Source organism: Chromobacterium aquaticum (assembly GCF_021129195.1).
Classification (GTDB): Bacteria; Pseudomonadota; Gammaproteobacteria; order Burkholderiales; family Chromobacteriaceae; genus Chromobacterium; species Chromobacterium aquaticum.
The window spans coordinates 40653-60282 of record NZ_JAJOHW010000004.1; the positions used below are offsets into that span (position 1 = coordinate 40653).

At 64.8% G+C, this 19630-nt stretch carries 18 protein-coding genes; 14 read left to right on the forward strand and 4 right to left on the reverse strand.

Going from position 1 to position 19630, the window contains the following annotated elements; all coding sequences use genetic code 11:
• Positions 1-377: 377 nt before the first annotated feature.
• Both LQT98_RS00285 and LQT98_RS00290 read left to right on the forward strand, forming a co-directional pair.
• Positions 378-788, forward strand: coding sequence for a hypothetical protein (locus tag LQT98_RS00285; protein ID WP_231460719.1), 411 nt, complete (start codon positions 378-380; stop codon positions 786-788).
• A gap of 200 nt (positions 789-988) precedes the next feature.
• The gene (locus LQT98_RS00290) at positions 989-1786 is read left to right on the forward strand and encodes a hypothetical protein (protein WP_231460720.1); all 798 of its coding nucleotides are present in this window, start codon (positions 989-991) and stop codon (positions 1784-1786) included.
• 201 nt (positions 1787-1987) lie between these two features.
• Here LQT98_RS00290 and LQT98_RS00295 read toward each other — a convergent pair whose 3' ends face one another.
• The gene (locus tag LQT98_RS00295; protein WP_048410347.1) at positions 1988-2326 is read right to left on the reverse strand and encodes a P-II family nitrogen regulator; all 339 of its coding nucleotides are present in this window, start codon (positions 2324-2326) and stop codon (positions 1988-1990) included.
• A gap of 148 nt (positions 2327-2474) precedes the next feature.
• Here LQT98_RS00295 and purL point away from each other — a divergent pair, with 148 nt between their 5' ends.
• Entirely contained in the window at positions 2475-6434 is a 3960-nt protein-coding gene (purL, locus tag LQT98_RS00300) for a phosphoribosylformylglycinamidine synthase (RefSeq protein ID WP_231460721.1), read from the forward strand.
• A gap of 85 nt (positions 6435-6519) precedes the next feature.
• Here the strand turns inward: purL and LQT98_RS00305 are convergent, their stop codons facing one another.
• The gene (locus LQT98_RS00305; protein ID WP_231460722.1) at positions 6520-7440 is read right to left on the reverse strand and encodes a LysR family transcriptional regulator; all 921 of its coding nucleotides are present in this window, start codon (positions 7438-7440) and stop codon (positions 6520-6522) included.
• A gap of 115 nt (positions 7441-7555) precedes the next feature.
• Between LQT98_RS00305 and LQT98_RS00310 the strand changes: the two genes are divergently transcribed.
• The 6 genes from LQT98_RS00310 to LQT98_RS00335 all read left to right on the forward strand — a co-directional run bounded on the left by LQT98_RS00310 (position 7556) and on the right by LQT98_RS00335 (position 12276).
• Positions 7556-8320 carry a sulfite exporter TauE/SafE family protein gene (locus LQT98_RS00310; RefSeq protein ID WP_197081470.1) on the forward strand — a complete coding sequence of 255 codons (765 nt, stop codon included), beginning with the start codon at positions 7556-7558 and terminating at the stop codon, positions 8318-8320.
• 217 nt (positions 8321-8537) lie between these two features.
• Positions 8538-8828: a helix-hairpin-helix domain-containing protein gene (locus LQT98_RS00315; RefSeq protein ID WP_048410350.1), complete on the forward strand. Its 291-nt coding sequence runs from the start codon at positions 8538-8540 to the stop codon at positions 8826-8828.
• Positions 8828-9448 (forward strand): paraquat-inducible protein A, encoded by a 621-nt coding sequence (locus LQT98_RS00320; protein ID WP_231460723.1) that lies wholly within the window; start codon positions 8828-8830, stop codon positions 9446-9448. The genes LQT98_RS00315 and LQT98_RS00320 overlap by 1 nt, the downstream gene beginning before the upstream one ends.
• Entirely contained in the window at positions 9436-10068 is a 633-nt protein-coding gene (locus LQT98_RS00325) for a paraquat-inducible protein A (protein WP_048410352.1), read from the forward strand. Before LQT98_RS00320 ends, LQT98_RS00325 begins: the two co-directional genes overlap by 13 nt.
• Positions 10058-11686 carry a PqiB family protein gene (locus LQT98_RS00330; RefSeq protein ID WP_231460724.1) on the forward strand — a complete coding sequence of 543 codons (1629 nt, stop codon included), beginning with the start codon at positions 10058-10060 and terminating at the stop codon, positions 11684-11686. The genes LQT98_RS00325 and LQT98_RS00330 overlap by 11 nt, the downstream gene beginning before the upstream one ends.
• On the forward strand, positions 11683-12276 hold the full coding sequence (locus LQT98_RS00335; protein WP_231460725.1) for a PqiC family protein: 594 nt from the start codon (positions 11683-11685) through the stop codon (positions 12274-12276). Before LQT98_RS00330 ends, LQT98_RS00335 begins: the two co-directional genes overlap by 4 nt.
• Positions 12277-12474: 198 nt before the next feature.
• Here LQT98_RS00335 and LQT98_RS00340 read toward each other — a convergent pair whose 3' ends face one another.
• Positions 12475-13977 (reverse strand): amidase, encoded by a 1503-nt coding sequence (locus LQT98_RS00340; RefSeq protein WP_231460726.1) that lies wholly within the window; start codon positions 13975-13977, stop codon positions 12475-12477.
• Positions 13978-14132: 155 nt separating this feature from the next.
• Here LQT98_RS00340 and LQT98_RS00345 point away from each other — a divergent pair, with 155 nt between their 5' ends.
• The 5 genes from LQT98_RS00345 to LQT98_RS00365 all read left to right on the forward strand — a co-directional run bounded on the left by LQT98_RS00345 (position 14133) and on the right by LQT98_RS00365 (position 17942).
• The gene (locus LQT98_RS00345; protein WP_231460727.1) at positions 14133-14996 is read left to right on the forward strand and encodes a hypothetical protein; all 864 of its coding nucleotides are present in this window, start codon (positions 14133-14135) and stop codon (positions 14994-14996) included.
• Positions 14993-15394, forward strand: coding sequence for a hypothetical protein (locus tag LQT98_RS00350; protein WP_231460728.1), 402 nt, complete (start codon positions 14993-14995; stop codon positions 15392-15394). Before LQT98_RS00345 ends, LQT98_RS00350 begins: the two co-directional genes overlap by 4 nt.
• A gap of 175 nt (positions 15395-15569) precedes the next feature.
• Entirely contained in the window at positions 15570-16298 is a 729-nt protein-coding gene (locus LQT98_RS00355) for a pseudouridine synthase (RefSeq protein ID WP_231460731.1), read from the forward strand.
• A gap of 66 nt (positions 16299-16364) precedes the next feature.
• Positions 16365-17336, forward strand: coding sequence for a hypothetical protein (locus tag LQT98_RS00360; RefSeq protein ID WP_231460729.1), 972 nt, complete (start codon positions 16365-16367; stop codon positions 17334-17336).
• Positions 17337-17588: 252 nt separating this feature from the next.
• Positions 17589-17942: a hypothetical protein gene (locus LQT98_RS00365; protein ID WP_048410672.1), complete on the forward strand. Its 354-nt coding sequence runs from the start codon at positions 17589-17591 to the stop codon at positions 17940-17942.
• 63 nt (positions 17943-18005) lie between these two features.
• Here the strand turns inward: LQT98_RS00365 and LQT98_RS00370 are convergent, their stop codons facing one another.
• Positions 18006-19271 carry an Hsp70 family protein gene (locus LQT98_RS00370; RefSeq protein WP_231460730.1) on the reverse strand — a complete coding sequence of 422 codons (1266 nt, stop codon included), beginning with the start codon at positions 19269-19271 and terminating at the stop codon, positions 18006-18008.
• Between the last annotated feature and the right edge of the window lie 359 nt (positions 19272-19630).

Below are 19630 nucleotides of genomic sequence, written 5' to 3' on the forward strand. Positions count from 1 at the left end.
CTACGCTTCGGCGGCCCGCGCCGCCTTGACTCCCGGGCGCGTCATGTCACAATAGCCGCGCGCCGCAGCAATCGCGGCGCTCGGGACTGGCCTCCTGATTATGGAAACTTAGTGGACATGCTTCGTCGCATGTCCGCTTGCCATTGCCATGCCTGATCCGGGCGGGCCATGGCAGGGGGCGTCCGCTTGCTCGGGCGCGCCGGTTTTGAGTTTCCATCCGGTAGGCCAGCCTTGTCATGTGCCCGCCTTGCCGCTTTCGCGGCTTGGCGCTACTTGCTCAGGAGGCTGCAATGACGAAGTCTGCTCGCAATCAACCCTCTCTTTCCGCATCCCCCTCTGGCGTCCGCCGGATCATCGATGCTCCACAACAGCCGGCCATGCCGCGCTCGCTTTACCATTTCATCGCGCTGGAAACCAAGGAAACCCATCTGCCCTTTGTCCGCTATCTGCCGGGACGTACTTACCCGCATTACTGGCAGCCGGAAGAGGTAGCGGATTACGAGGCCGCCTGCGTGCTTGGCCGTCAGTACGCCGCGCACCTGGCGCAGTTGCTGAAAAGCAATCAGCTGCATATCGGGCGCGGCTTGTTGCATCGCATCGCGCGCGACATCGATTACAGCGACCGCAGCCACCGCCGCGGCCTGCGGCTGGGCTTTTTCAACTATCTGGAGGTGTTGCTGGGCCTGGCCGGGCGACGGGTGAGCCTGGTTCGGCACGTGGAAGCGATGCATCAGGTTCACCGTGGTCTGGATGCGCTGGCGCGGTTGGAGCGCAAGCGTAGGGGCTGATGCAAATGACGACGCCCCGCGGAGGCGGGGCGTTGGGATGAGTCGCGAGTTTATTTCTTTGATATGTTGATTGTTGTCAGCTTATGTTTTGTGAATATGCGGGTTTTTGAATGCGCAGGGCCATGGTTATGATTTCGTCTTGAGCACGCCAGGCGGGGCCGGCGCGCATTTGACGTCTATTAACCTGGTGTGGATGAAACATGAAACTGAAAGTGTTGGCGCTTGGCCTGGCATTGTGCGCTGCTGGCGCAGGCGCGGCGGAGTTTGAATGGCTGGACACGGGGCTGACGGATTGCTCGGGGCGGGATGTGGGCAGTACCAGCGGCAGCGTTCCGGATAATCATTATGCGGCAAGCGGCATGACCGCCGTGTGTTGGGACGGCAAGGTCTATTCAAATCGCAACAGCCCCGGCGTTGCGTTCTGCACCTACAAGAATGTCAGCCGCACTGCCTGCGTGGGCGGGATCAATACCGGCAAGGCGTACAGCGCGGCGCCGGTCAAGGAGTTCGCCTGGGAGGAGAAGGGCATTGGCGACTGCGCCGGCCGCGATGTGAACGCGAGTTATGGTTCCAGCTTGCCCTCCAAGGCGCTGGCCACGGCGGGGACGATAGCGGTGTGCTGGGATGGCAAGACTTACAACAACGTCAATAATCCGGGGCAGGCGTTCTGTACTTACAAATCGGCAACAGTGGAAAGCTGCACGGGCGGACGCAACCCCGGCTGGGTGTACGCGCCGGCCAAGGTTGCCGCGATGAAGTGGCAGGCTGGCGGCATTGGCGATTGCACGGGGCAGGATTATGCGCAAACCGATGGCAAGACGCCGCATCCCAATTATCTGATCGAAGGCACGACCGCGGTGTGCTGGGATGGGGTGGAGCACTCAAACCGTAATGCGCCGGGGAAGGCGTTTTGCACCTATAAGACGGTGAAGTTGGAGCAATGCGCCGGCGGCCGGAATCCCGGGTGGATGTATTCGCCGGTAAGGGCGATCAACTGAAGATGCGCTGAGAGACCAAGCGGCAGGCGGTTGGCCTGCCGCTTGCTCGTGGGCTTGGAACGTGTTTACGATCTCGCGGGCTAAGGCGAGGCAAGGCGTTGCGGCTGAGAAAGCGGAGTGTACGGTTGGGTTGGTACATGAGCATTTCGAAGCGGTTTTCAACGCCGTATCGCCGAAGCGCAGCAGGCTTTGAACAGGTTATTAGATCGCTTGCTCGTTGGTTTCGCCGGTGCGGATGCGCACCACTTGCTCCACCGGGGTGACGAAGATCTTGCCGTCGCCTATCTTGCCGGTGCGGGCGGTGGCGACGATGGTTTCGATCGCGCGGTCCACCAGGTCGTCCGGCAGGATCACTTCCACTTTCACCTTGGGTAAAAAGTCCACCACGTATTCGGCGCCGCGATAGAGCTCGGTATGGCCCTTCTGGCGGCCAAAGCCCTTGACCTCGGTGACGGTCAGGCCGTTGATGCCCAGCTCGGACAGGGCTTCGCGCACCTCGTCCAGTTTGAACGGCTTGATCACGGCTTCAACCTTTTTCATGCTGGAAGCTCCTTGCTGATGAGATGAAATGCTATCCAAATGCGGAATATTTTATTAAGCGGCGGCCTTGGGGGCAATTAGCCGCTTAAAACAAACAGTGAATTGCTGTATTATGACGCGCTTTCCTGATACTTGTCGCGGGTGTCTAATGTCTTACCTTACCAAGCTCCGTGGCGGCGTTGCGCTGTCGCCGTTCCGTCTTGAAAAACTGCTTGCCGCAGCCGCCGAAGCCGGGCTGCCGGATCTCAGCATCAGTGCCGAATTCTGGCATTTCGCCGAAAGCGAAACCGAACTGACGCTGGAAGAGCAGGCCACCCTGGGCAAGTTGCTGAGCTACGGCGAAGCGCCGCTGGCCGGCCAGCCTGATGGCGAATTGTTCCTGGTGACGCCGCGATTGGGCACTTTGTCGCCCTGGGCCTCCAAGGCCACCGATATCGCCCAGCACTGCGGGCTGGGAGGGATTCACCGCATCGAACGCGGCACCGCCTTCTGGGTTAAGTCCGCACAACAATCTTTAAATGAAGAGGCTCGTCATATTTTGACGGGCCTCTTGCACGATAGGATGACGGAAACGGTGCTGGCCTCGCTGGACGATGCCGCGCGTCTGTTTGTCCATCAAGACCCGCAGCCGATGAGCAGCGTGGACATCCTCGCCGGCGGCCGCGCGGCGCTGGAGGCGGCCAACGCCGATCTGGGCCTGGCCCTGTCCGAGGACGAGGTGGAATATCTGGTGGAGAACTTCACCAAGATGCGCCGCAATCCCACCGACGTGGAATTGATGATGTTCGCGCAGGCCAACTCCGAGCACTGCCGCCACAAGATCTTCAACGCCAAATTCATCATCGACGGCGAGGAGCAGGAAAAATCGCTGTTCCGCATGATCCGCGATACCCACGACGCCAATCCGCAAGGCACGCTGGTGGCGTACAAGGACAATGCCTCGGTGATCGAGGGCGCTTTCATCGAGCGCTTCTATCCGCAGCCGGGCAACCACGCTTACGCTTATCACAGCGAGCCCACCGATATCCTGATGAAGGTGGAAACCCATAACCACCCGACGGCGATTTCTCCGTTCGCCGGCGCGTCCACCGGCAACGGCGGCGAGATCCGCGACGAGGGCGCCACTGGCCGCGGCTCGCGTCCCAAGGCCGGCATGACCGGTTTCACCGTGTCCAACCTGAACATCCCCGGCTTCGTGCAGCCGTGGGAGCGTTACAGCGACGCGGCGGCGCAGTACGGCAAGCCGGAGCGCATCGCTTCCGCCTTGCAGATCATGCTGGAAGGCCCGATTGGCGGCGCGGCGTTCAATAATGAATTCGGCCGTCCCAATCTGACCGGTTATTTCCGCACCTTCGAGGAAGAGGTGGAAGGCGAGATGCGCGGCTATCACAAGCCGATCATGATCGCCGGCGGCTTGGGCAATATCCAGCAGCAGCAAATCCACAAGAACGAGATTCCGGAAGGCGCGCTGCTGATCCAGTTGGGCGGCCCCAGCCTGCTGATCGGCTTGGGCGGCGGCGCGGCTTCGTCGATGGACACCGGCGCCAACAGCGCGGACCTGGATTTCGATTCGGTGCAGCGCGGCAATCCGGAAATCGAGCGCCGCTGTCAGGAGGTGATAGACCGCTGCTGGCAGATGGGCGACGCCAACCCCATCGTGTCGATTCACGATGTGGGCGCCGGCGGCCTGTCCAATGCCTTCCCGGAACTGGTGAACGACGCCGGCCGCGGCGCCATCTTCCATCTGCGCAAGGTGCACCTGGAAGAAAAGGGCATGACGCCGATGCAGATCTGGTCCAATGAGTCGCAGGAGCGCTATGTGATGGCGGTGCTGCCGCAGGACCTGGAGCGCTTCAGCGCGCTGTGCGAGCGCGAGCGCTGCCCGTTCGCGGTGCTGGGCGTGGCCACCGACGACGGCCATCTGCAAGTGCGCGACGATCACTTCGACAACAAGCCGGTGGACATGCCGCTGGAAGTGCTGCTGGGCAAGCCGCCGCGGATGACGCGCGACGTGAGCACCCGCGAGCGCGAGCTGAACATTTTCGACGCTTCGCGTTTTGAGCTGAAGGAAACCGCGCTGCGCGTGTTGCGCAACCCGACGGTGGCCGACAAGTCCTTCCTGATCACCATCGGCGACCGCACCGTGGGCGGCATGACCGCGCGCGATCAGATGGTGGGCCGCTGGCAGGTGCCGGTGGCGGACGTGGCCGTCACCACCATGGGCTTCAACACCTATCGCGGCGAGGCGATGGCGATGGGCGAACGCACGCCCACCGCGCTGTTCGACGCGCCGGCTTCCGGCCGCATGGCGATAGGCGAGGCGCTGACCAATATCGCCGCGTCCTTCGTCGGCCATATCGGCAACGTCAAGCTGTCCGCCAACTGGATGGCCGCCGCCGGCCATCCGGGCGAGGAGGCGCGCTTGTACCGCACGGTGCAGGCGGTATCCCAGTTGAGCCAGGACCTGGGCATCAGCATCCCGGTGGGCAAGGATTCCCTGTCGATGAAGACGGTGTGGGAAGAGGCCGGCGAGAAAAAGGCGGTGACCGCGCCGCTGTCGCTGATCATTTCCGCTTTCTCCCCGGTGGAGGACGTGCGCAAGACGGTGACGCCGGAACTGAAGGACGAGAAGGACACCGACCTGATCCTGATCGATCTGGGCTACGGCCGCTGCCGCTTGGGCGGCTCCATCTACGGCCAGGTGTGGAAGGCGATGGAAGGCAAGGCGCCGGACGTGGAAAGCCCGCATCAGCTGGCGGCCTTCTTCAACACCGTGCAGACGCTGTTGCGCGACGATATGTTGCTGGCCTACCACGACCGCTCCGACGGCGGCCTGTTCGTGACCTTGTCGGAGATGATGTTCGCCGGCCATATCGGCGTCACCATCGATCTGCAGGAACTGGTGATCGAGCGCAAGAACACTCAGCGCATCATCGACGACTTCGTGCAGCCCACCCAGGAGGCCGCCACCCATGGCCGCCTGATGCGGGTCTTGTTCAACGAGGAACTGGGCGCGGTGCTGCAGGTGAAGAAGTCCGACACGCCGGAGGTGATCTCGCGCTTCATGAAGGCCGGTATCGGCCGCGAGCTGTTCGTGATCGGCCGCGTCAATAACAAGGACCGCCTGGTGATCAAGCACCGCGGCGCCGAGTTGTTCAACGAGAGCCGTTCCGATCTGCATCGCGAATGGTCGGAAACCAGCGCCCGCATGCAGCGCCTGCGCGACAACCCGGCCTGCGCCGACAGCGAGCACCTGCTGCGTTCCAGCCCGAAAGCGCCGGGTCTGAGCGCCAAGCTGAGCTTCGATGTGCACGCCGATCCGGCGGCGCCCTTCGTCGCCCGCGGCGCCCGGCCGCGCCTGGCGGTGCTGCGCGAGCAGGGCGTCAACGGCCAGATCGAGATGGCGGCGGCGTTCAATCGCGCCGGTTTCGATACCGTGGACGTGCATATGAGCGACATCATCAGCGGCCGTGTGTCGCTGGCGGACTTCAAGGGCCTGGCCGCCTGCGGCGGCTTCAGCTACGGCGATGTATTGGGCGCCGGCGAGGGCTGGGCCAAGAGCATTCTGTTCAATGCTCGCGCCCGCGATCAGTTCGAGGCCTTCTTCGGCCGCGGCGACACTTTCGCGCTGGGCGTGTGCAATGGCTGCCAGATGATGTCCAATCTGTCGTCCATCATCCCGGGCGCCGAGTATTGGCCCAAGTTCCACCGCAATGCGTCCGAGCAGTTCGAGGCGCGCTTCGCGATGGTGGAAGTGATGGCCTCGCCGTCCATCTTCCTGTCCGATATGGCCGGCAGCCAATTGCCGGTGGTGGTCAGCCATGGCGAGGGCCGCGCGGTGTTCGCGCCGGGCGCGCAGGAACAGGCGCTGACGGCGCTGCGCTATGTCGACTTCGACGGCCGCGCGACACAGACCTATCCGCTGAACCCGAACGGTTCGCCGGCCGGCATCACCGGGGTGACCACGGCCGACGGCCGCTTCACCATCATGATGCCGCATCCGGAACGGGTGTTCCGCACCGTGCAGAACAGCTGGCACCCTGCGGACTGGGGCGAGAACGGCGGCTGGTACCGGATGTTCGCCACCGCCCGCCGCTGGGTGGGTTGAGCGGCGGGACCATGGCGGGCCGGTGTTCCGGCCTCGCCTGATGCACTCTACGAACGGAAGCCTGGGCTTCCGTTTTTTCATGGCATCAGCGCGCGTTCAAGCCGTGGCCGGCATCGCGGGCCGCCGCGCGCACCGCTTCCAGCAGCAGCCGCGCCTTGCGCGGAATGCGGCGGCTGGCGAAGACCGCGTGCATCTGCGGATTGTCGCCATGGCTGGAAACGATGCGGTAATCCGGGCACAGCCGCAGCAGCTGGCCGGCGCGCACCAGCGGCTCGGCCAGCCAATCGCCCATGCGCGCGATGCCCAGGCCGGCCTGCACCGCGTGGAGCACGGCGCTGCCGGAGCTGACGCGGTGCCAGGGCGTCAGATTAAGGCTGACCTGGTGGCCGGCGGAGACGAAGTTCCAGGCTTTCAGCACCCGCGGCGCGGAATGGATCAGCACGCGGTGTTCCGGCAGTTGCTCCGGCGTTTGCGGCGCGCCGTGACGCTCGACATAGGCGGGGCTGGCGTAGAGGTGGCGCTGGTAGTCCCACAGCGGGTAGCCGATCAGCTCGCTGGAGGCGGGGAAGGCGCCGCGGATGCTGAAGTCCAGTTTCTCGCGTATCGGGTCCAGTATGGTGTCGCTATAGAGCACGTCGAAACGCAGTTCAGGATTGGCGTCGGCCATGTGCGCCAGCACTGGCGGCAATAGCGCGTGGCTCATCGCCTCCGGCGCGGAAAAGCGCAACAGGCCGCGCGGCGCCTCGCTCATGGCCGCCAGCTCGTCCTCGGCTTCTTCCTGCAGGTCCAGCATCTTGCGCGCCGAGGTGTAATAGCTTTCGCCGGCCAGGGTCAGGCTGAGCTGTTTTTGCGAGCGCGCCAGCAGGCTGTTGCCCAGCGCTTCTTCCAGCGCTTGCACCGCGCGGGTGGCGCTGCTGGGCGAGGTGCCCAGCTGGCGCGCGGCGGCGACAAAGCTTTTTCTTTCCACCACCGCGCAGAACACGCGCAATTCCCAAAGCGATTTCATCTCCGGCCTCATTCAGATCATTGCAATTTCCGCAATACGGTATTGCAAGCATGCGCGGCTGGCAAGGCATAGAATATTGTCCTGATCGCAAGCGGCGTCTAGCCAGGAGAAGTGAATGTTGTTGACCTTGAGTTTTCTGTGCGTGATTGCCTTTGCCGCCGGCCTGGTGGACGCCGCGGTGGGCGGCGGCGGCCTGATCCAGATTCCGGCGTTGTTCAGCGCCTTGCCCAATCTGGCACCGGCCACGGTGTTCGGTACCAATAAGCTGGCGGCGGCGATGGGCACGCTGTCCGCCGCGCGTTCCTATCTGAAGCGGGTCAAGGTGCCGTGGCGCTTGGTGTTGCCGGCGGCGGTGGCGGCCTTCTTCATGTCCATCGCCGGCGCGGCCACGGTCAGCTTGATCGATAAGGCGGTGTTGCGGCCCCTGGTGCTGGCGCTATTGGTGGTGATGGCGGTGTACACCTTGTGGAAGAAGGACTTCGGCTCCCTGCACAAGCCGGTGGCGATAGGGCGGCGCGAAATGGCGATAGGCATGGCCATAGGCGGCGCGATTGGTTTTTACGACGGCCTGTTCGGCCCCGGCACCGGCAGCTTCCTGATGTTCCTGTTCATCCGCTTCTTCGCTTTTGATTTTCTGCACGCCTCGGCCTCGGCCAAGGTGGTGAACCTGACCACCAATTGCGCGGCGCTGCTGTTCTTCATTCCGGCCGGCCATGTGCTGTTCCAGTACGCGCTGCCGATGGCGGTGTGCAATATGGCCGGCGCGACGGTGGGCACCTGGGTGGCGATGAAGAAGGGCACCGGCTTTGTACGGGTGTTGTTCCTGCTGCTGACCTCCACCTTGATCCTCAAGCTGGGCTGGGACATCTTCCACGGCTGAGAACCTGTTCAAGTCCGCCGCGCTTGGCTAGACCCGGCGCGGCGCGCGCTGTTTCGCCAAGCGCAGGCGCCGCGCTCCCTTCATTTCCTCCGCTGTTTTCCCTCTAGATCTCGCGCTGGCTGGCGGCATCGTCAAAGGCTTTTGGGCCCTGCCGGCTTTTGAACTCTGGCGCTGCGTCCTTTATGATGCGGGTTGTTGTCATCTGCGCCGAGAGTTTATGCATCCATCACGTTGCCCGCCGGCCGCGCTGGCGCGGCATTTGCGCGAGCTGCCCAATATCGGCCCCAGCCTGGCCGAGGACTTGCGCCTGCTCGGCATCGACGAGCCGCGCCAATTGCGTGGCGCCGACCCCTTGCGGCTGTACCATCGCTTGTGCGAGCTCACCGGAGCGCGCCAGGACCCGTGCGTGCTGGACACGCTGATGTCGGTGGTGCATTACATGGACAGCGACGAGGCGCGGCCGTGGTGGAGCTTCACCGCCGAGCGCAAGGCGAAAGGCGGCTATTGATGGCGCGGCCGGACCCCGAATTCAAATTGAGCGCCTGCCACGACTGCGATCTGCTGCTGCGGGTGCCGATCGTGGGCGAGGACCGGGTGTGCTGCCCGCGCTGCGGCGCCGTGGTGCACCGCTACGGCGCGCAGCGCCAGGACGCCGAGCTGGCGCTGCTGCTGACCGGGGTGATCGCCTTTCTGCTGGCCAATGTCTATCCGGTGGTGACGCTGGAGGCGGCCGGCGTCCGCAGCGCGGCCACCCTGTGGCAGACGGTGGTGGCGCTGGAGCGCCAGGGCATGCTGTCGGTGGCGATGCTGGTGATGTTCACCGGCATCGTGATGCCGTCGCTGGAGTTGGGCAGCATGCTCTATGTGCGGCTGCCGCTGGCCTTTGGTCACGTGCCGCGCGGCTTTCCCTGGCTGATGCGGTTGAAGATATTGACCCGGCCATGGTGCATGGTGGAGGTGTTTTTGCTGGGCATCCTGGTGTCGCTGGTCAAACTGGTCAGTCTGGCCACCGTGCATGTGGGCGTGGGCCTGATGGCCTTGTTCGCCTTGATCATGCTGATGGCGGCCACCGCCAGCCGTTTCAATCCGGAAGATTTGTGGGAGCGTTATCAGCAATGTCGGGCTTAGAAGTGAAAACCGCTGCCGACGCCAGCTTGTGTCTATGCCACGGCTGCGGCCTTCTGTGCCGGATCGGTGAGGGCGCGCAAGCCTGCCCGCGCTGCCACGCCGCGCTGCACTCGCGCAAGCCGCACAGCCTGCAGCGCAGCTGGGCCTTGCTGCTGGCTGCGATGGTGGCCTATCTGCCGGCCAATCTGCTGCCTATCATGGAAACCTCCACCATCATGGGCATGCAGAACGACACCATCATGAGCGGGGTGGTGTATTTGTGGAAGTCCGGTTCCTGGCCGCTGGCGCTGGTGGTGTTCACCGCCAGCGTGCTGGTGCCGCTGCTGAAGATTCTGGCCTTGCTCTTGCTGCTGGTGACGGTGCAGCTGGGCTCGGGCTGGGCGCCGCGGCAGCGCACGCGGCTGTATCGCATCGTCGAGGTGATAGGCCCGTGGTCGATGCTGGATATTTACGTGGTGGCCTTGATGGTGGCGCTGGTGCAATGGCAGTCGCTGGCGTCGATCAAGGCGGGACCGGGGGCGATCGCCTTCGGCACGGTGGTGGTGCTGACCATGGTGGCGGCAATGAGTTTCGATCCCAGGCTGATCTGGGATCCGGTAAAGGAAGATGATGAGCAGTGATAAACCCGAAACCCCGGCCGAGGCCGACGACGATCTGCCGCTGGCGGTGCCGGTGAAGCGGCGGCGCTGGTCGCCCTCGCTGGTGTGGCTGATTCCGGTGCTGGCGGCGGTGATAGGCGGCTGGCTGGCGGTGAACGCCGTGCTGTCGCGCGGACCCACCATCACCATCGCCTTCCAGAACGCGGAAGGCCTGGAGGCGGGCAAGACCCGCATCAAGTACAAGGATGTGGAAATCGGCGAGGTGAAGGCGGTGTCGGTGAGTCCGGATCGCCAGGCCATCCTGGTCACCGCCGAACTGAGCAAGAACGTGGATGACTACCTGGTGGCGGACAGCCGCTTCTGGGTGGTGCGGCCGCGCATCTCCGGCGGCAGCGTGTCCGGCCTGGGCACGGTGCTGGGCGGCTCCTACATCGGCATGGACGTGGGCAAGAGCAAGGAGCGCCGCACCGAGTTCAAGGGCCTGGAAGTGCCGCCCATCATCAATGCGGACCTGCCGGGCAAGATGTTCGTGCTGCGCTCCGACAACCTGGGCTCGCTCAATGCCGGCTCGCCGGTGTATTTCCGCCGCGTGCCGGTGGGGCAGGTGGTGGGCTATGAGCTGGACCCTGCCGGCAGCGCGGTGAAGCTGTCGGTGTTCGTCAACGCGCCCTACGACCACTTCGTCACCGTCAACAGCCGCTTCTGGCATGCTAGCGGCATCGACGTGGCCATCGGCGCCAATGGCCTGAGCGTCAATACCCAGTCCTTGGCGGCGATCGCGCTGGGCGGCATCGCTTTCGAAACCCCGTTGAGCGACGGCCCGGACAAGACACCGGACGCCAAATACCTGTTCCTGCTCAATGAAACCCGCGAGAAGGCGCTGCAAAACCGCGACCGCGAAACCCAGTCCTTCCGCTTGAAGTTCCGCCAGTCGGTGCGCGGCCTGACCGTGGGCGCGCCGGTGGATTTCCGCGGCATCACTTTCGGCGAGGTCACCGCCATCGGCATCGAATACGCGGCGGATCGCAAGGATTTTGACATGACGGTGGATATCCGCACCTATCCCAGCCGGCTCAACACCTTGTCCGGCGACCATCGGCTGTCGGCGAAGATTTCGGTGGAATCGCTGGTGCGCAACGGTCTGCGCGCCCAGCTGCGTTCCGGCAGCCTGATCACCGGCCAGCTCTACGTGGCGCTGGATTTCTTCCCCGAGGCCAAGCCCGCCAAGGTGGTGATGCGCAACGGCATGACCGAGCTGCCGACGCTGCCGGGCGATCTGGAGGAATTGCAGCGGGTGCTGCAGCGCATTGCGCGCCGTCTGGACAAAGTGCCGTTCGACAGCATAGGCGAGGAGCTGAATCAGTCGCTGAAATCGCTGCATCAGACGCTGGACGGCATGCGCAAGCTGTCGGAAAACATGGATGGCAAGGTATTGCCGCAGGCGGTGAAGACGCTGGAAGACTTGCAGAAAACCTTGGAAAGCACGCGTCAGACGATGCGGGCGGATTCGCCGCTGCAGCAGGACGTGCGCGCCGCGGCGCAGGAGGTGTCGGAAACCGCGCGCAGCTTCCGCGCCTTGGCCGACTATCTTGACCGGCATCCGGAGGCGCTGATCCGCGGCAAGGGAGATAAGAAATGAAGATCATCGCATTGAGCCTGACGGCGCTAGCGCTGCTGAGCGCCTGCGCGTCGTCGCCCACCACTTTTCACCAACTGCGCCCGGCGTTGCCGGCCGCCAGCCAGAACCCGGCGCAGGGCGTCAGCGTGATGGTGGGCCCGGCCACGCTGCCGGCCGGCCTGGAGCGGCCGCAGCTGGTGGTGGAGGGCGCCGGCGGCAATATCGAGCTGCTGGATCTGCAGCGCTGGGCCGGTCCGCTGGACCGCATGTTGAGCCAGACGGTGGCGACCGATGTGTCCCGCGCCTTGGGCTTGGTCAGCGTCTACGCCTATCCGCAGCCGGGCATGGGCGGCGGCGATGTGCGGCTGCTGCTGGATGTGCGCCAGCTGCGGCTGCGTCCGGGGCGCGACGCGACGCTGGAGGTGGCTTGGCAGGCTGTGCCGGGTCGCGGCGAGCGCCAGCCGCTGGCCAGCGGCTATTTCAACCGTAGCCAGCCGCTGGCCGCCACCGATGCCACGGCCGCCGCCGCGGCGCTGCAGGCGCTGGTGACGGAGCTGAGCCGGCAGTTGGCCGGCGACCTGGGGCCGGCGCTGGCGGCGTTCAAGCCTTAGAACCTGTTCAAAGTCTGCTGCGCGTCGGCGATACGGCGTTGAAACCAAGCTCAAAATGCTCATGTACCAGGTGTACATTCCGCTTTTTCGCTTGTTTTCGCCTTGTCTCGCCCTTGCTCGCGAGACTTTGAACAGGCTCTTAGAAGCTAAAGGGCTTCAAGGTCTTTTTCGGCCTGGCGCGCGAGCGTAAACCGGTTCTTAAGGCGCCGGCGGTCGCCGTTGCGCCCAAGGCTGGGCCTGTTCCAGCTGGCGCGCCAGCCGCAGCAGCGTTAGCTCGTCGCCGCAACGGGCGACGAATTGCACGCCTATCGGCAGGCCGGCGGCGTTCCAGTGCAGCGGCACGCTCATCGCCGGCTGTCCGCTCATATTGAATGGTATGGTCCAGCCCAGGTATTCCATCATCCGGCGCGAGGTTTCCGGGATCAGCTGGCCGAAGCGCAAGGTCCAGTCCCAGCCCAGCTTGCCCAGGACCCAGCGCGATAGCGTCGCTTCGGCCGGACTGGGTCCCAGGCTGCCGATCGGCGCCGGCGGCTGGTTCAGCGCGGGCGTGGCCAGCACGTCGTAGCCTTGATGGAAGGCGTCCATCGTCCGGGTTTGCGACCAGATGAAGCCGCGCGCCCACGCCAGTTCGCCGGCGCTGAGCCGCTCGCCGTAACGCGCCAGCGCCCAGCTGGCCGGTTCCAATTGCGAATAGCGCGCGGCGGTGCCGGTCTGGCGCTCGATGTCGCGCAGCAGGCCGGCCATCTCGGCGCAGATCAGCACCAGCATCGCGCGCTGATAGTCTTCCGGCGGCGCCAGCGGCAGCTGGACTTCCTCCACTTCATGGCCCAGGCCGGCCAGCAGCGCCAGCGCGCCGTCCAGTGCGGCGGCGCAATCCGCGTGCAGCGCGCCGCCGAGAATGGGGCGCTTGGTCCAGGCGATGCGCAGCTTGCCGGGCTCGCGTTGGTGCGCGCCGAGAAAGTCTTGCTCCGGCGCCGGCCAGTAATAGGCTTCGCCGCCGCTGGGCTTGCCGGCCAGCAGGTCCAGCATCGCCGCGCTGTCGCGCACGCTGCGCGTCAGCGCGTGCTGGCAGACCAGGCCTTGCCAGCCCTCGCTGTAATCCGGGCCGGCTGGGCTGCGGCCGCGGCTGGGCTTGAGGCCGAACACGCCGCAGTTGGAGGCGGGGATGCGGATGGAGCCGCCGCCATCGCCGCCATGGGCGATGGGCACGATGCCGGCTGCCACCGCCGCGGCAGAGCCGCCGCTGGAGCCGCCCGGCGTCAGCGCCAGATTCCAGGGATTGCGGCTGGCACCGTAGACTTCGGATTCGGTATAAGGGCAGAGACCCAGTTCCGGCGTGGTGGTCTTGCCGATGAAGATCAGGCCGCCCTGGCGGTAGCGTCGGATGATCTCGGCGTCGCGCGGCGCGACATAGCCGTCGAACAGACGGCTGCCGTTGCGGGTGGGCACGCCGGCGATATCGGCCAGCAAGTCCTTGATCAAGACCGGGCTGCCGGCGAGCGGGCCGCCGCCCTGCGGCTGCGCCAATTGCGCTTGGGCCTGTTCCGGCAGCGGCAGGCATACCGCGTTCAGCGCCGGATTCCATCGTTCCAGCCTGGCCTGGGCGGCCGCCGTCGCCTCGCTGGCCGCGATCTCGCCGCTGGCGATCAGCTGGGCCAGGCCGATGCCGTCGTAGTCTTCGTATTCTTTGAAACAGATCATGCCCGCTCCCTGTGATTTACATGGAATTTGCCGTCGTGTCGCTGCTCGCCATTGTAATGGATGGCTGTGTCTTGTTGTTCAAGTCGCAACAAAATAAAATCGCATGTGCTTGATTGTTGCTTGATGAAATGCATTTCAAATTTTTGGAGGTGGCGATGCGGAATGAGGGAAGGCATGCCTGCGCAGCGCTGGTGCTGGCGGCATTGGCGAGTGGAGCGTCGGCGGTTGAGACGCCGGGGCGTTTGCGCGCCCAGGGCAAGGAGTCGGTATACGCCTATGCCGAACTGGCCAAGGGGCGCGAGGTGTTCGACGCCTTCCGCGCGCTGGCACCGGGTGCCGAGCTGCGCTACCGCCTGTATCCGCATCCGCCGCGGCAGGGCGTGGGCCTGGCCTGGCGCGATGGCGGCGGCACCAAGGGCGCGTTGCGGCTGGCCGGCGACAACAGCTTCACCATGGCGCAACTGGCGGGGCTGGAGCGGCGCAATGCCTGGCTGGTGGCCAGCTTGCCGCCGGCGGAACTGAGCTGGCGGCCGGTGGTGCGCAGCAGCGGCCTGCCGGCCAATGTCCGGCGGCTGGGCGATTTGCGGTTGGAGTGCCTGGTGGGCGCGCAGAGCCGGGTCAGCCTGCGCGATGAGCGCAAAGTGGCCTGCCTGCCGCCGCCCAATGCCATGTGCCAGGATGATGTGGTGGCTTGCGCGCGGCGGGCCTCGGTGGCCTTGGGCGAGGTCATGCTCAAAGGGCTGACGCGCTTGCAGGGGGAGAAGAACCCCTATGAGCAAGGGCGCGCCCAGTATCTGTTCATCGCGGACAAGCCGGTGTTCAGCGCCACCTTGCAGGAGGGCGGCCGGCAGTTCACCCTGCCGGCGATCTGGCTGTATGGCCGCGCCGAGCCATTCACGCCGTTTTTCCAATGGCCGTACCCGCGCGAGTATTTGTACTCGGTGCCGCTGGAGGTGGGCGAGTGGTCCGATGACGCCTTGGTGGTGCTGGAGCCCATGGTGGCGGAGGGGGGCAAATGAGGCCGGGACGGATATTGGCGCTATGCTGCGCCTGCTGGCTGAGCGCGTGCGCCAGCAGCGGCAGCCAGCAATTGGAAGGCGTGGACGAGCCGGCGGTGAAACGCGTGTTGCAGCGCGGCGGTGGCCGGCAAGAAGTGCTGGCGGCTTTCGGCGAGCCGCAGGACAGGATCAAGTTCGCCAATGAGCGCGAGCTATGGGTCTACAGCTACATTCAGTACCGGGCGCAATTGCAGAATTTCACCGATCTGGCGCCCTTGATCGGCGCGCAGAACCGCTTCGACAAAGAGCTGGTGCTGCTGTTCGATCCCGGCGGCAAGGTGCTGCAATGGCGGCTGTCCACCCGCGAGGAAGTGCGCGGCACCGGGCTGCTGAACCAGCCGCTGCCTGACGAGCGCTGAGCGGCGACGAGGATGCCGCGTAGCCAGTTGCGGCGGCATCCCCTACAATAGGGGCAAAATGCAACAGCGGACTTGACGATGGCTTGCGGTTTGGCCTGCTTCTCGCCTTGAGTGCGAGGGCCGGCGCGAATGCCGCGGCGCGCGCAAGCCGCTTTTTTATTGGCGGAATGAAATGATGGAACCAGTGCGCTTGTCAAAACGCATGGCCGAGTTGGGGCTGTGCTCGCGCCGCGAGGCGGATAGCTATATCGAACAAGGGTGGGTGAAGGTGGACGGCGAAGTGGCCATCCTGGGGCAGAAGGTTTTGCCGCACAATCTCATCGAGGTGGACAAGAAAGCGCAGGACGCGCAGGCCTCGCGCGTGACCATCCTGCTGAACAAGCCCATGGGCTATGTGTCCGGCCAGGCCGAGGACGGCTACGAGCCGGCGGTGGTGCTGGTCAAGCCGGAAAATCAGTGGGCCGAGGACAAGAGCCGCCGCCGCTTCTCGCCGCAACATCTGAAGGGCCTGGCGCCGGCTGGCCGCTTGGACATCGATTCGGTGGGCCTGCTGATCCTGACCCAGGACGGTCGCGTGGCCAAGCAGGTCATCGGCGAGCATTCCAGCGTGGACAAGGAATATCTGGTGCGGGTGGAAGGCGAGCTTTCCGACGAAGGTTTGCGCCTGCTCAACCACGGCCTGGAGCTGGATGGTAAAAAATTGCTGCCGGCCACGGTGGCCTGGCAGAACGAGGACCAGCTGCGCTTTGTGCTGCGCGAGGGCAAGAAACGCCAGATCCGCCGCATGTGCGAACTGGTGGGGCTGCGCGTGGTGGGCTTGAAGCGCATTCGCATCGGCAAGGTCAAGCTGGGCAATCTGCCCACCGGGCAGTGGCGCTATCTGCGCGACGACGAGTCGTTCTAGGCGGCGTGGAATCGATGATTATTTAGCGGAGGACGGATGTTAGGGCGCTTGTTGCAACGATGGGGGTTGGATGCCGAGAGTCGGCGGCGCCAGCGTGAGCAGGAGCAGGCGATCGAGTTATTGGTCGACGCCACCGACAAGCGCCTGCGCTTGTCGTCCGGCTACCAGCAGGCCTTGGCGCCCGGCATGCGCATCACCCAGGCTTATCTGGCGGAACTGCCGAGCCGGATGCCGGAGCCCTTGTGTCTGTCCCTGCGCGGCTTTGCGCAAGATCCACGGCTGGGCCTGCTGTTTTCCGGTCCGGCCAGCCTGCTGTCCTGCCTGCGGCAGAGCGAGCCCTTGCGCAATTTCTTCCTGTCGGCAAGCCAGGGCGACGAGGCCTGGGCTCTGTTGTCGATGGCGCGCAGCGAGACCGGCCGTCTGGGGGTGGCGATGGAGGGCGGCGAACTGCGGCGCGAGGTGCCGCAGCAGGTGGTGAGCTTCGACGGCCATCGGCTGGCGATGCCCTGCGCGTCGCGCGAGCTGCTGCTAGAGAGCAGCGCGCGGCGCAGCCAGGAAATGCTGACCACGGTGATCGCCCGGCGCTTGAGCCTGCTGGAGCAGCTGCGCCAGACGCTGGACAATGAGATGTCGCGTTTGCAGCTGCGCATGAGCGTGCTGCGCTGCGAGGCCGGCACCGTGGTGGATGGCTCCTCGGACGGCGCGCCCTTGCCGGATACCTGCGAAGGCGTGCAGCGGCGCATGGACGAAATCGAGCCCCAATTGCGCGAAGCGCGAGGCGCGCTGAGCCTGGAAGGATTGCTGGAGACCGTGCGCCAGGTGCTGGAACATCCGGCCGAGCATTTCCGGCTGGAGTGGCAGACTCTGTATTTGAACCGCATGGGCGTCAAGCAGGACGGGCCGGGCGAGGATGTCACCGAACTGGCGTTCGAAGAGCTGGTGCTGGGGCGGGCTCAGCCGCTGCGGCGCGCGCTGATGCCGGTGCGGGTGACGCGGCAGGCGCTGGCGGAACTGGAGCGGGAGTTCGGCAGCGAATGAGCGTGGCGCGCGGACAGCAAAGCCGGCTTTGCAAAGCTGAAACAGCGACTATGCTTCAACTGTAGAGTCGCTTTCGATCAGCCTTCAGGGCGGCTGATTGAGTCTGCCCCGGCACCAGGCCGGGGTTTTTTTGCGCCCGTTTCATCGCAATGGAATATTTTGCGCCGGGGGCGCGCGGAACGCCCGCCAGGGCTTGCTTTGTGCTATCCTTGCGCCCCTCTTCAGCAACGACCGTGACCCGTCACTCAAGCCATGAAAGATCCTTGCGATCACTACACCTTCGATCTGATTGGCGGCGTCCGCAAAAAGCCGGGCCGCAAGCCCTTGGGCGAGCGCGCGATGACGGTGGCCGAGCGCAAGCGCCGCAGCCGCGAATTGCGTCGCAGCCGTCTGCAGGAGCTGTCGGTGACGGTGGAGTTGAGCCGCGATGCGCAGAAGTCGCTGGACAAGATGATAGAGTGGTGGGGCGTCAGCAAGAAGGAAGCGATCAATCGCGCGCTGATGATAGCCTGTCAATCGCAGACTGGACGCACCGCGCAGCTGTTCGAGTTCGATCTGCCGCCGGAGGCGCGGCGCAAGGGCAAGAAGGCGGCGCCGGGCGCTTGAGGCGGAGCGGACATGCAAAAGGCCGGGCAAATCGCCCGGCCTTTGCTATTGGCGCGCGGGTGTTCAGCCGTAGCGCTTGGCGGCCTCGATCGCCAGGCCGCTGCCAATGCTGCCGAACAGATCACCTTCCACGTGACGGGCCTGGGGCAGCAGGCGCTTGATGCTGTCGCGCAGCGCCGGCACGCCGCTGGAGCCGCCGGTGAAGAACACGGTGTCGATGTCATCGGCCTGGGCGCAGGCGTCGCTCAGCAAGCGGCGCACGGTGGCGCCGATCTGGCCCAGCATCGTGTCTATGCTGTGGTTGAACTGCTCGCGGCTCAGTTCGCAATGCAGACCGGCTTCGATGTGGTTCAGGTCCAGCCGGTGCAGTTCCTGATCCGACAGCTCGATCTTGGCCGTTTCCACCTGCATCGCCAGCCGGTGGCCGGCGCGGTCCTGTATCAGCCGGAACAAGCGGTCCAGCACCTGCGGCTGCGCCGCGTCGCGGTGCACGTCCTGCAGGTCCATCCAGGCCTTGCGGGTGTAGGCGAAGTTGATGGTGTGCCAGGTGGCCAGGTTGAAATACTGGCTGGACGGCATCTCCGCGTTATTGCGCAGCCGGCTCTTGAAGCCGAACAGCGGCATCACGCCATGCAGGCTCAATTGTTTGTCGAAATCCGTGCCGCCGATGTGGACGCCGCCGGTGGCGAGGATGTCGTCACGGCGCTCGTCCAGACGGTGGCGTTCCGGCGCCAGCCGAATCAGGGTGAAGTCCGAGGTGCCGCCGCCGATGTCGACGATGAGCACCAGTTCTTCGCGCCCCAGCCTAGCCTCGTAGTCGAAGGCGGCGGCGATGGGCTCGAACTGGAAGGAAATATCCTTGAAGCCGACCTGACGCGCGATTTCGCCCAGCGTGGCCTCGGCTTCGGCGTCGGCCTTGGGATTGTCGTCGACGAAATGCACCGGGCGGCCCAGCACCACCTGTTCGAAGGGGCGATCGGCGGCGCGGTCGGCGCGCAGCTTCAATTCCTGGATGAATAGGCTGAGCAGGTGGCGGAATGGCAGCGCCTTGCCTTGCACTTCGGTCTGGCTGTCGATCAGGTTGGAGCCCAGCAGGCTTTTCAGCGAACGCATCAGTCGGCCTTCATAGCCTTCCATGTATTCCTGCAGCGCGAGCCGGCCAAACACGGAATGATCTTCTTCGTAATTGAAGAACACCACCGAGGGCAGGGTGATCTTGCCGTCTTCCAGCGCCAGCAGCGTGGCCTCGTGCGGGCGCAGCCAGCCAACAGTGGAGTTGGACGTGCCAAAGTCGATGCCGCAGGCGCGGGCTGTAGTCAGCGTATTCATATTCCCTCCGGTAAAGCGAGGCGCGATGGTACGCGGATTGGCGCGGCATGGGAAGGCATGGGCAGCAAAATCAAGCGCTTTGCCGTGGCGAAGACCGGTCTTTTGATCTGGCTGGCCGGTGGCGGCGAGACGATGCGTGTATGCTGAAAGCGTGCTCCGCGATGCGTTGGGGCGGGTGATGGACTGATTGAAAGGATCCAGGCATGAATAAACTGATCGTGATGTTTGTTGCGCTTGCGCTGGGAAGCGGCAGCCTGTCGGGCTGTGCCAATATGTCCGAGACGCAGAAAGACACCGGCACCGGCGCGGCGATAGGCGCGGTGGCGGGCGCGGTGCTGGGCGGCCTGACCGCCGGCGGC

Coding starts and splice junctions, on each gene's coding strand:
- LQT98_RS00370 (WP_231460730.1), bottom strand. CDS start 19,271: ATGAATACGCTGACTACAGCCCGCGCCTGCGGCATCGACTTTGGCACG.
- LQT98_RS00315 (WP_048410350.1), top strand. CDS start 8,538: ATGCATCCATCACGTTGCCCGCCGGCCGCGCTGGCGCGGCATTTGCGC.
- LQT98_RS00320 (WP_231460723.1), top strand. CDS start 8,828: ATGGCGCGGCCGGACCCCGAATTCAAATTGAGCGCCTGCCACGACTGC.
- LQT98_RS00350 (WP_231460728.1), top strand. CDS start 14,993: ATGAGGCCGGGACGGATATTGGCGCTATGCTGCGCCTGCTGGCTGAGC.
- LQT98_RS00340 (WP_231460726.1), bottom strand. CDS start 13,977: ATGATCTGTTTCAAAGAATACGAAGACTACGACGGCATCGGCCTGGCC.
- LQT98_RS00305 (WP_231460722.1), bottom strand. CDS start 7,440: ATGAAATCGCTTTGGGAATTGCGCGTGTTCTGCGCGGTGGTGGAAAGA.
- LQT98_RS00330 (WP_231460724.1), top strand. CDS start 10,058: ATGAGCAGTGATAAACCCGAAACCCCGGCCGAGGCCGACGACGATCTG.
- LQT98_RS00310 (WP_197081470.1), top strand. CDS start 7,556: ATGTTGTTGACCTTGAGTTTTCTGTGCGTGATTGCCTTTGCCGCCGGC.
- LQT98_RS00335 (WP_231460725.1), top strand. CDS start 11,683: ATGAAGATCATCGCATTGAGCCTGACGGCGCTAGCGCTGCTGAGCGCC.
- LQT98_RS00290 (WP_231460720.1), top strand. CDS start 989: ATGAAACTGAAAGTGTTGGCGCTTGGCCTGGCATTGTGCGCTGCTGGC.
- LQT98_RS00365 (WP_048410672.1), top strand. CDS start 17,589: ATGAAAGATCCTTGCGATCACTACACCTTCGATCTGATTGGCGGCGTC.
- LQT98_RS00325 (WP_048410352.1), top strand. CDS start 9,436: ATGTCGGGCTTAGAAGTGAAAACCGCTGCCGACGCCAGCTTGTGTCTA.
- LQT98_RS00295 (WP_048410347.1), bottom strand. CDS start 2,326: ATGAAAAAGGTTGAAGCCGTGATCAAGCCGTTCAAACTGGACGAGGTG.
- LQT98_RS00355 (WP_231460731.1), top strand. CDS start 15,570: ATGGAACCAGTGCGCTTGTCAAAACGCATGGCCGAGTTGGGGCTGTGC.
- purL (WP_231460721.1), top strand. CDS start 2,475: ATGTCTTACCTTACCAAGCTCCGTGGCGGCGTTGCGCTGTCGCCGTTC.
- LQT98_RS00345 (WP_231460727.1), top strand. CDS start 14,133: ATGCGGAATGAGGGAAGGCATGCCTGCGCAGCGCTGGTGCTGGCGGCA.
- LQT98_RS00285 (WP_231460719.1), top strand. CDS start 378: ATGCCGCGCTCGCTTTACCATTTCATCGCGCTGGAAACCAAGGAAACC.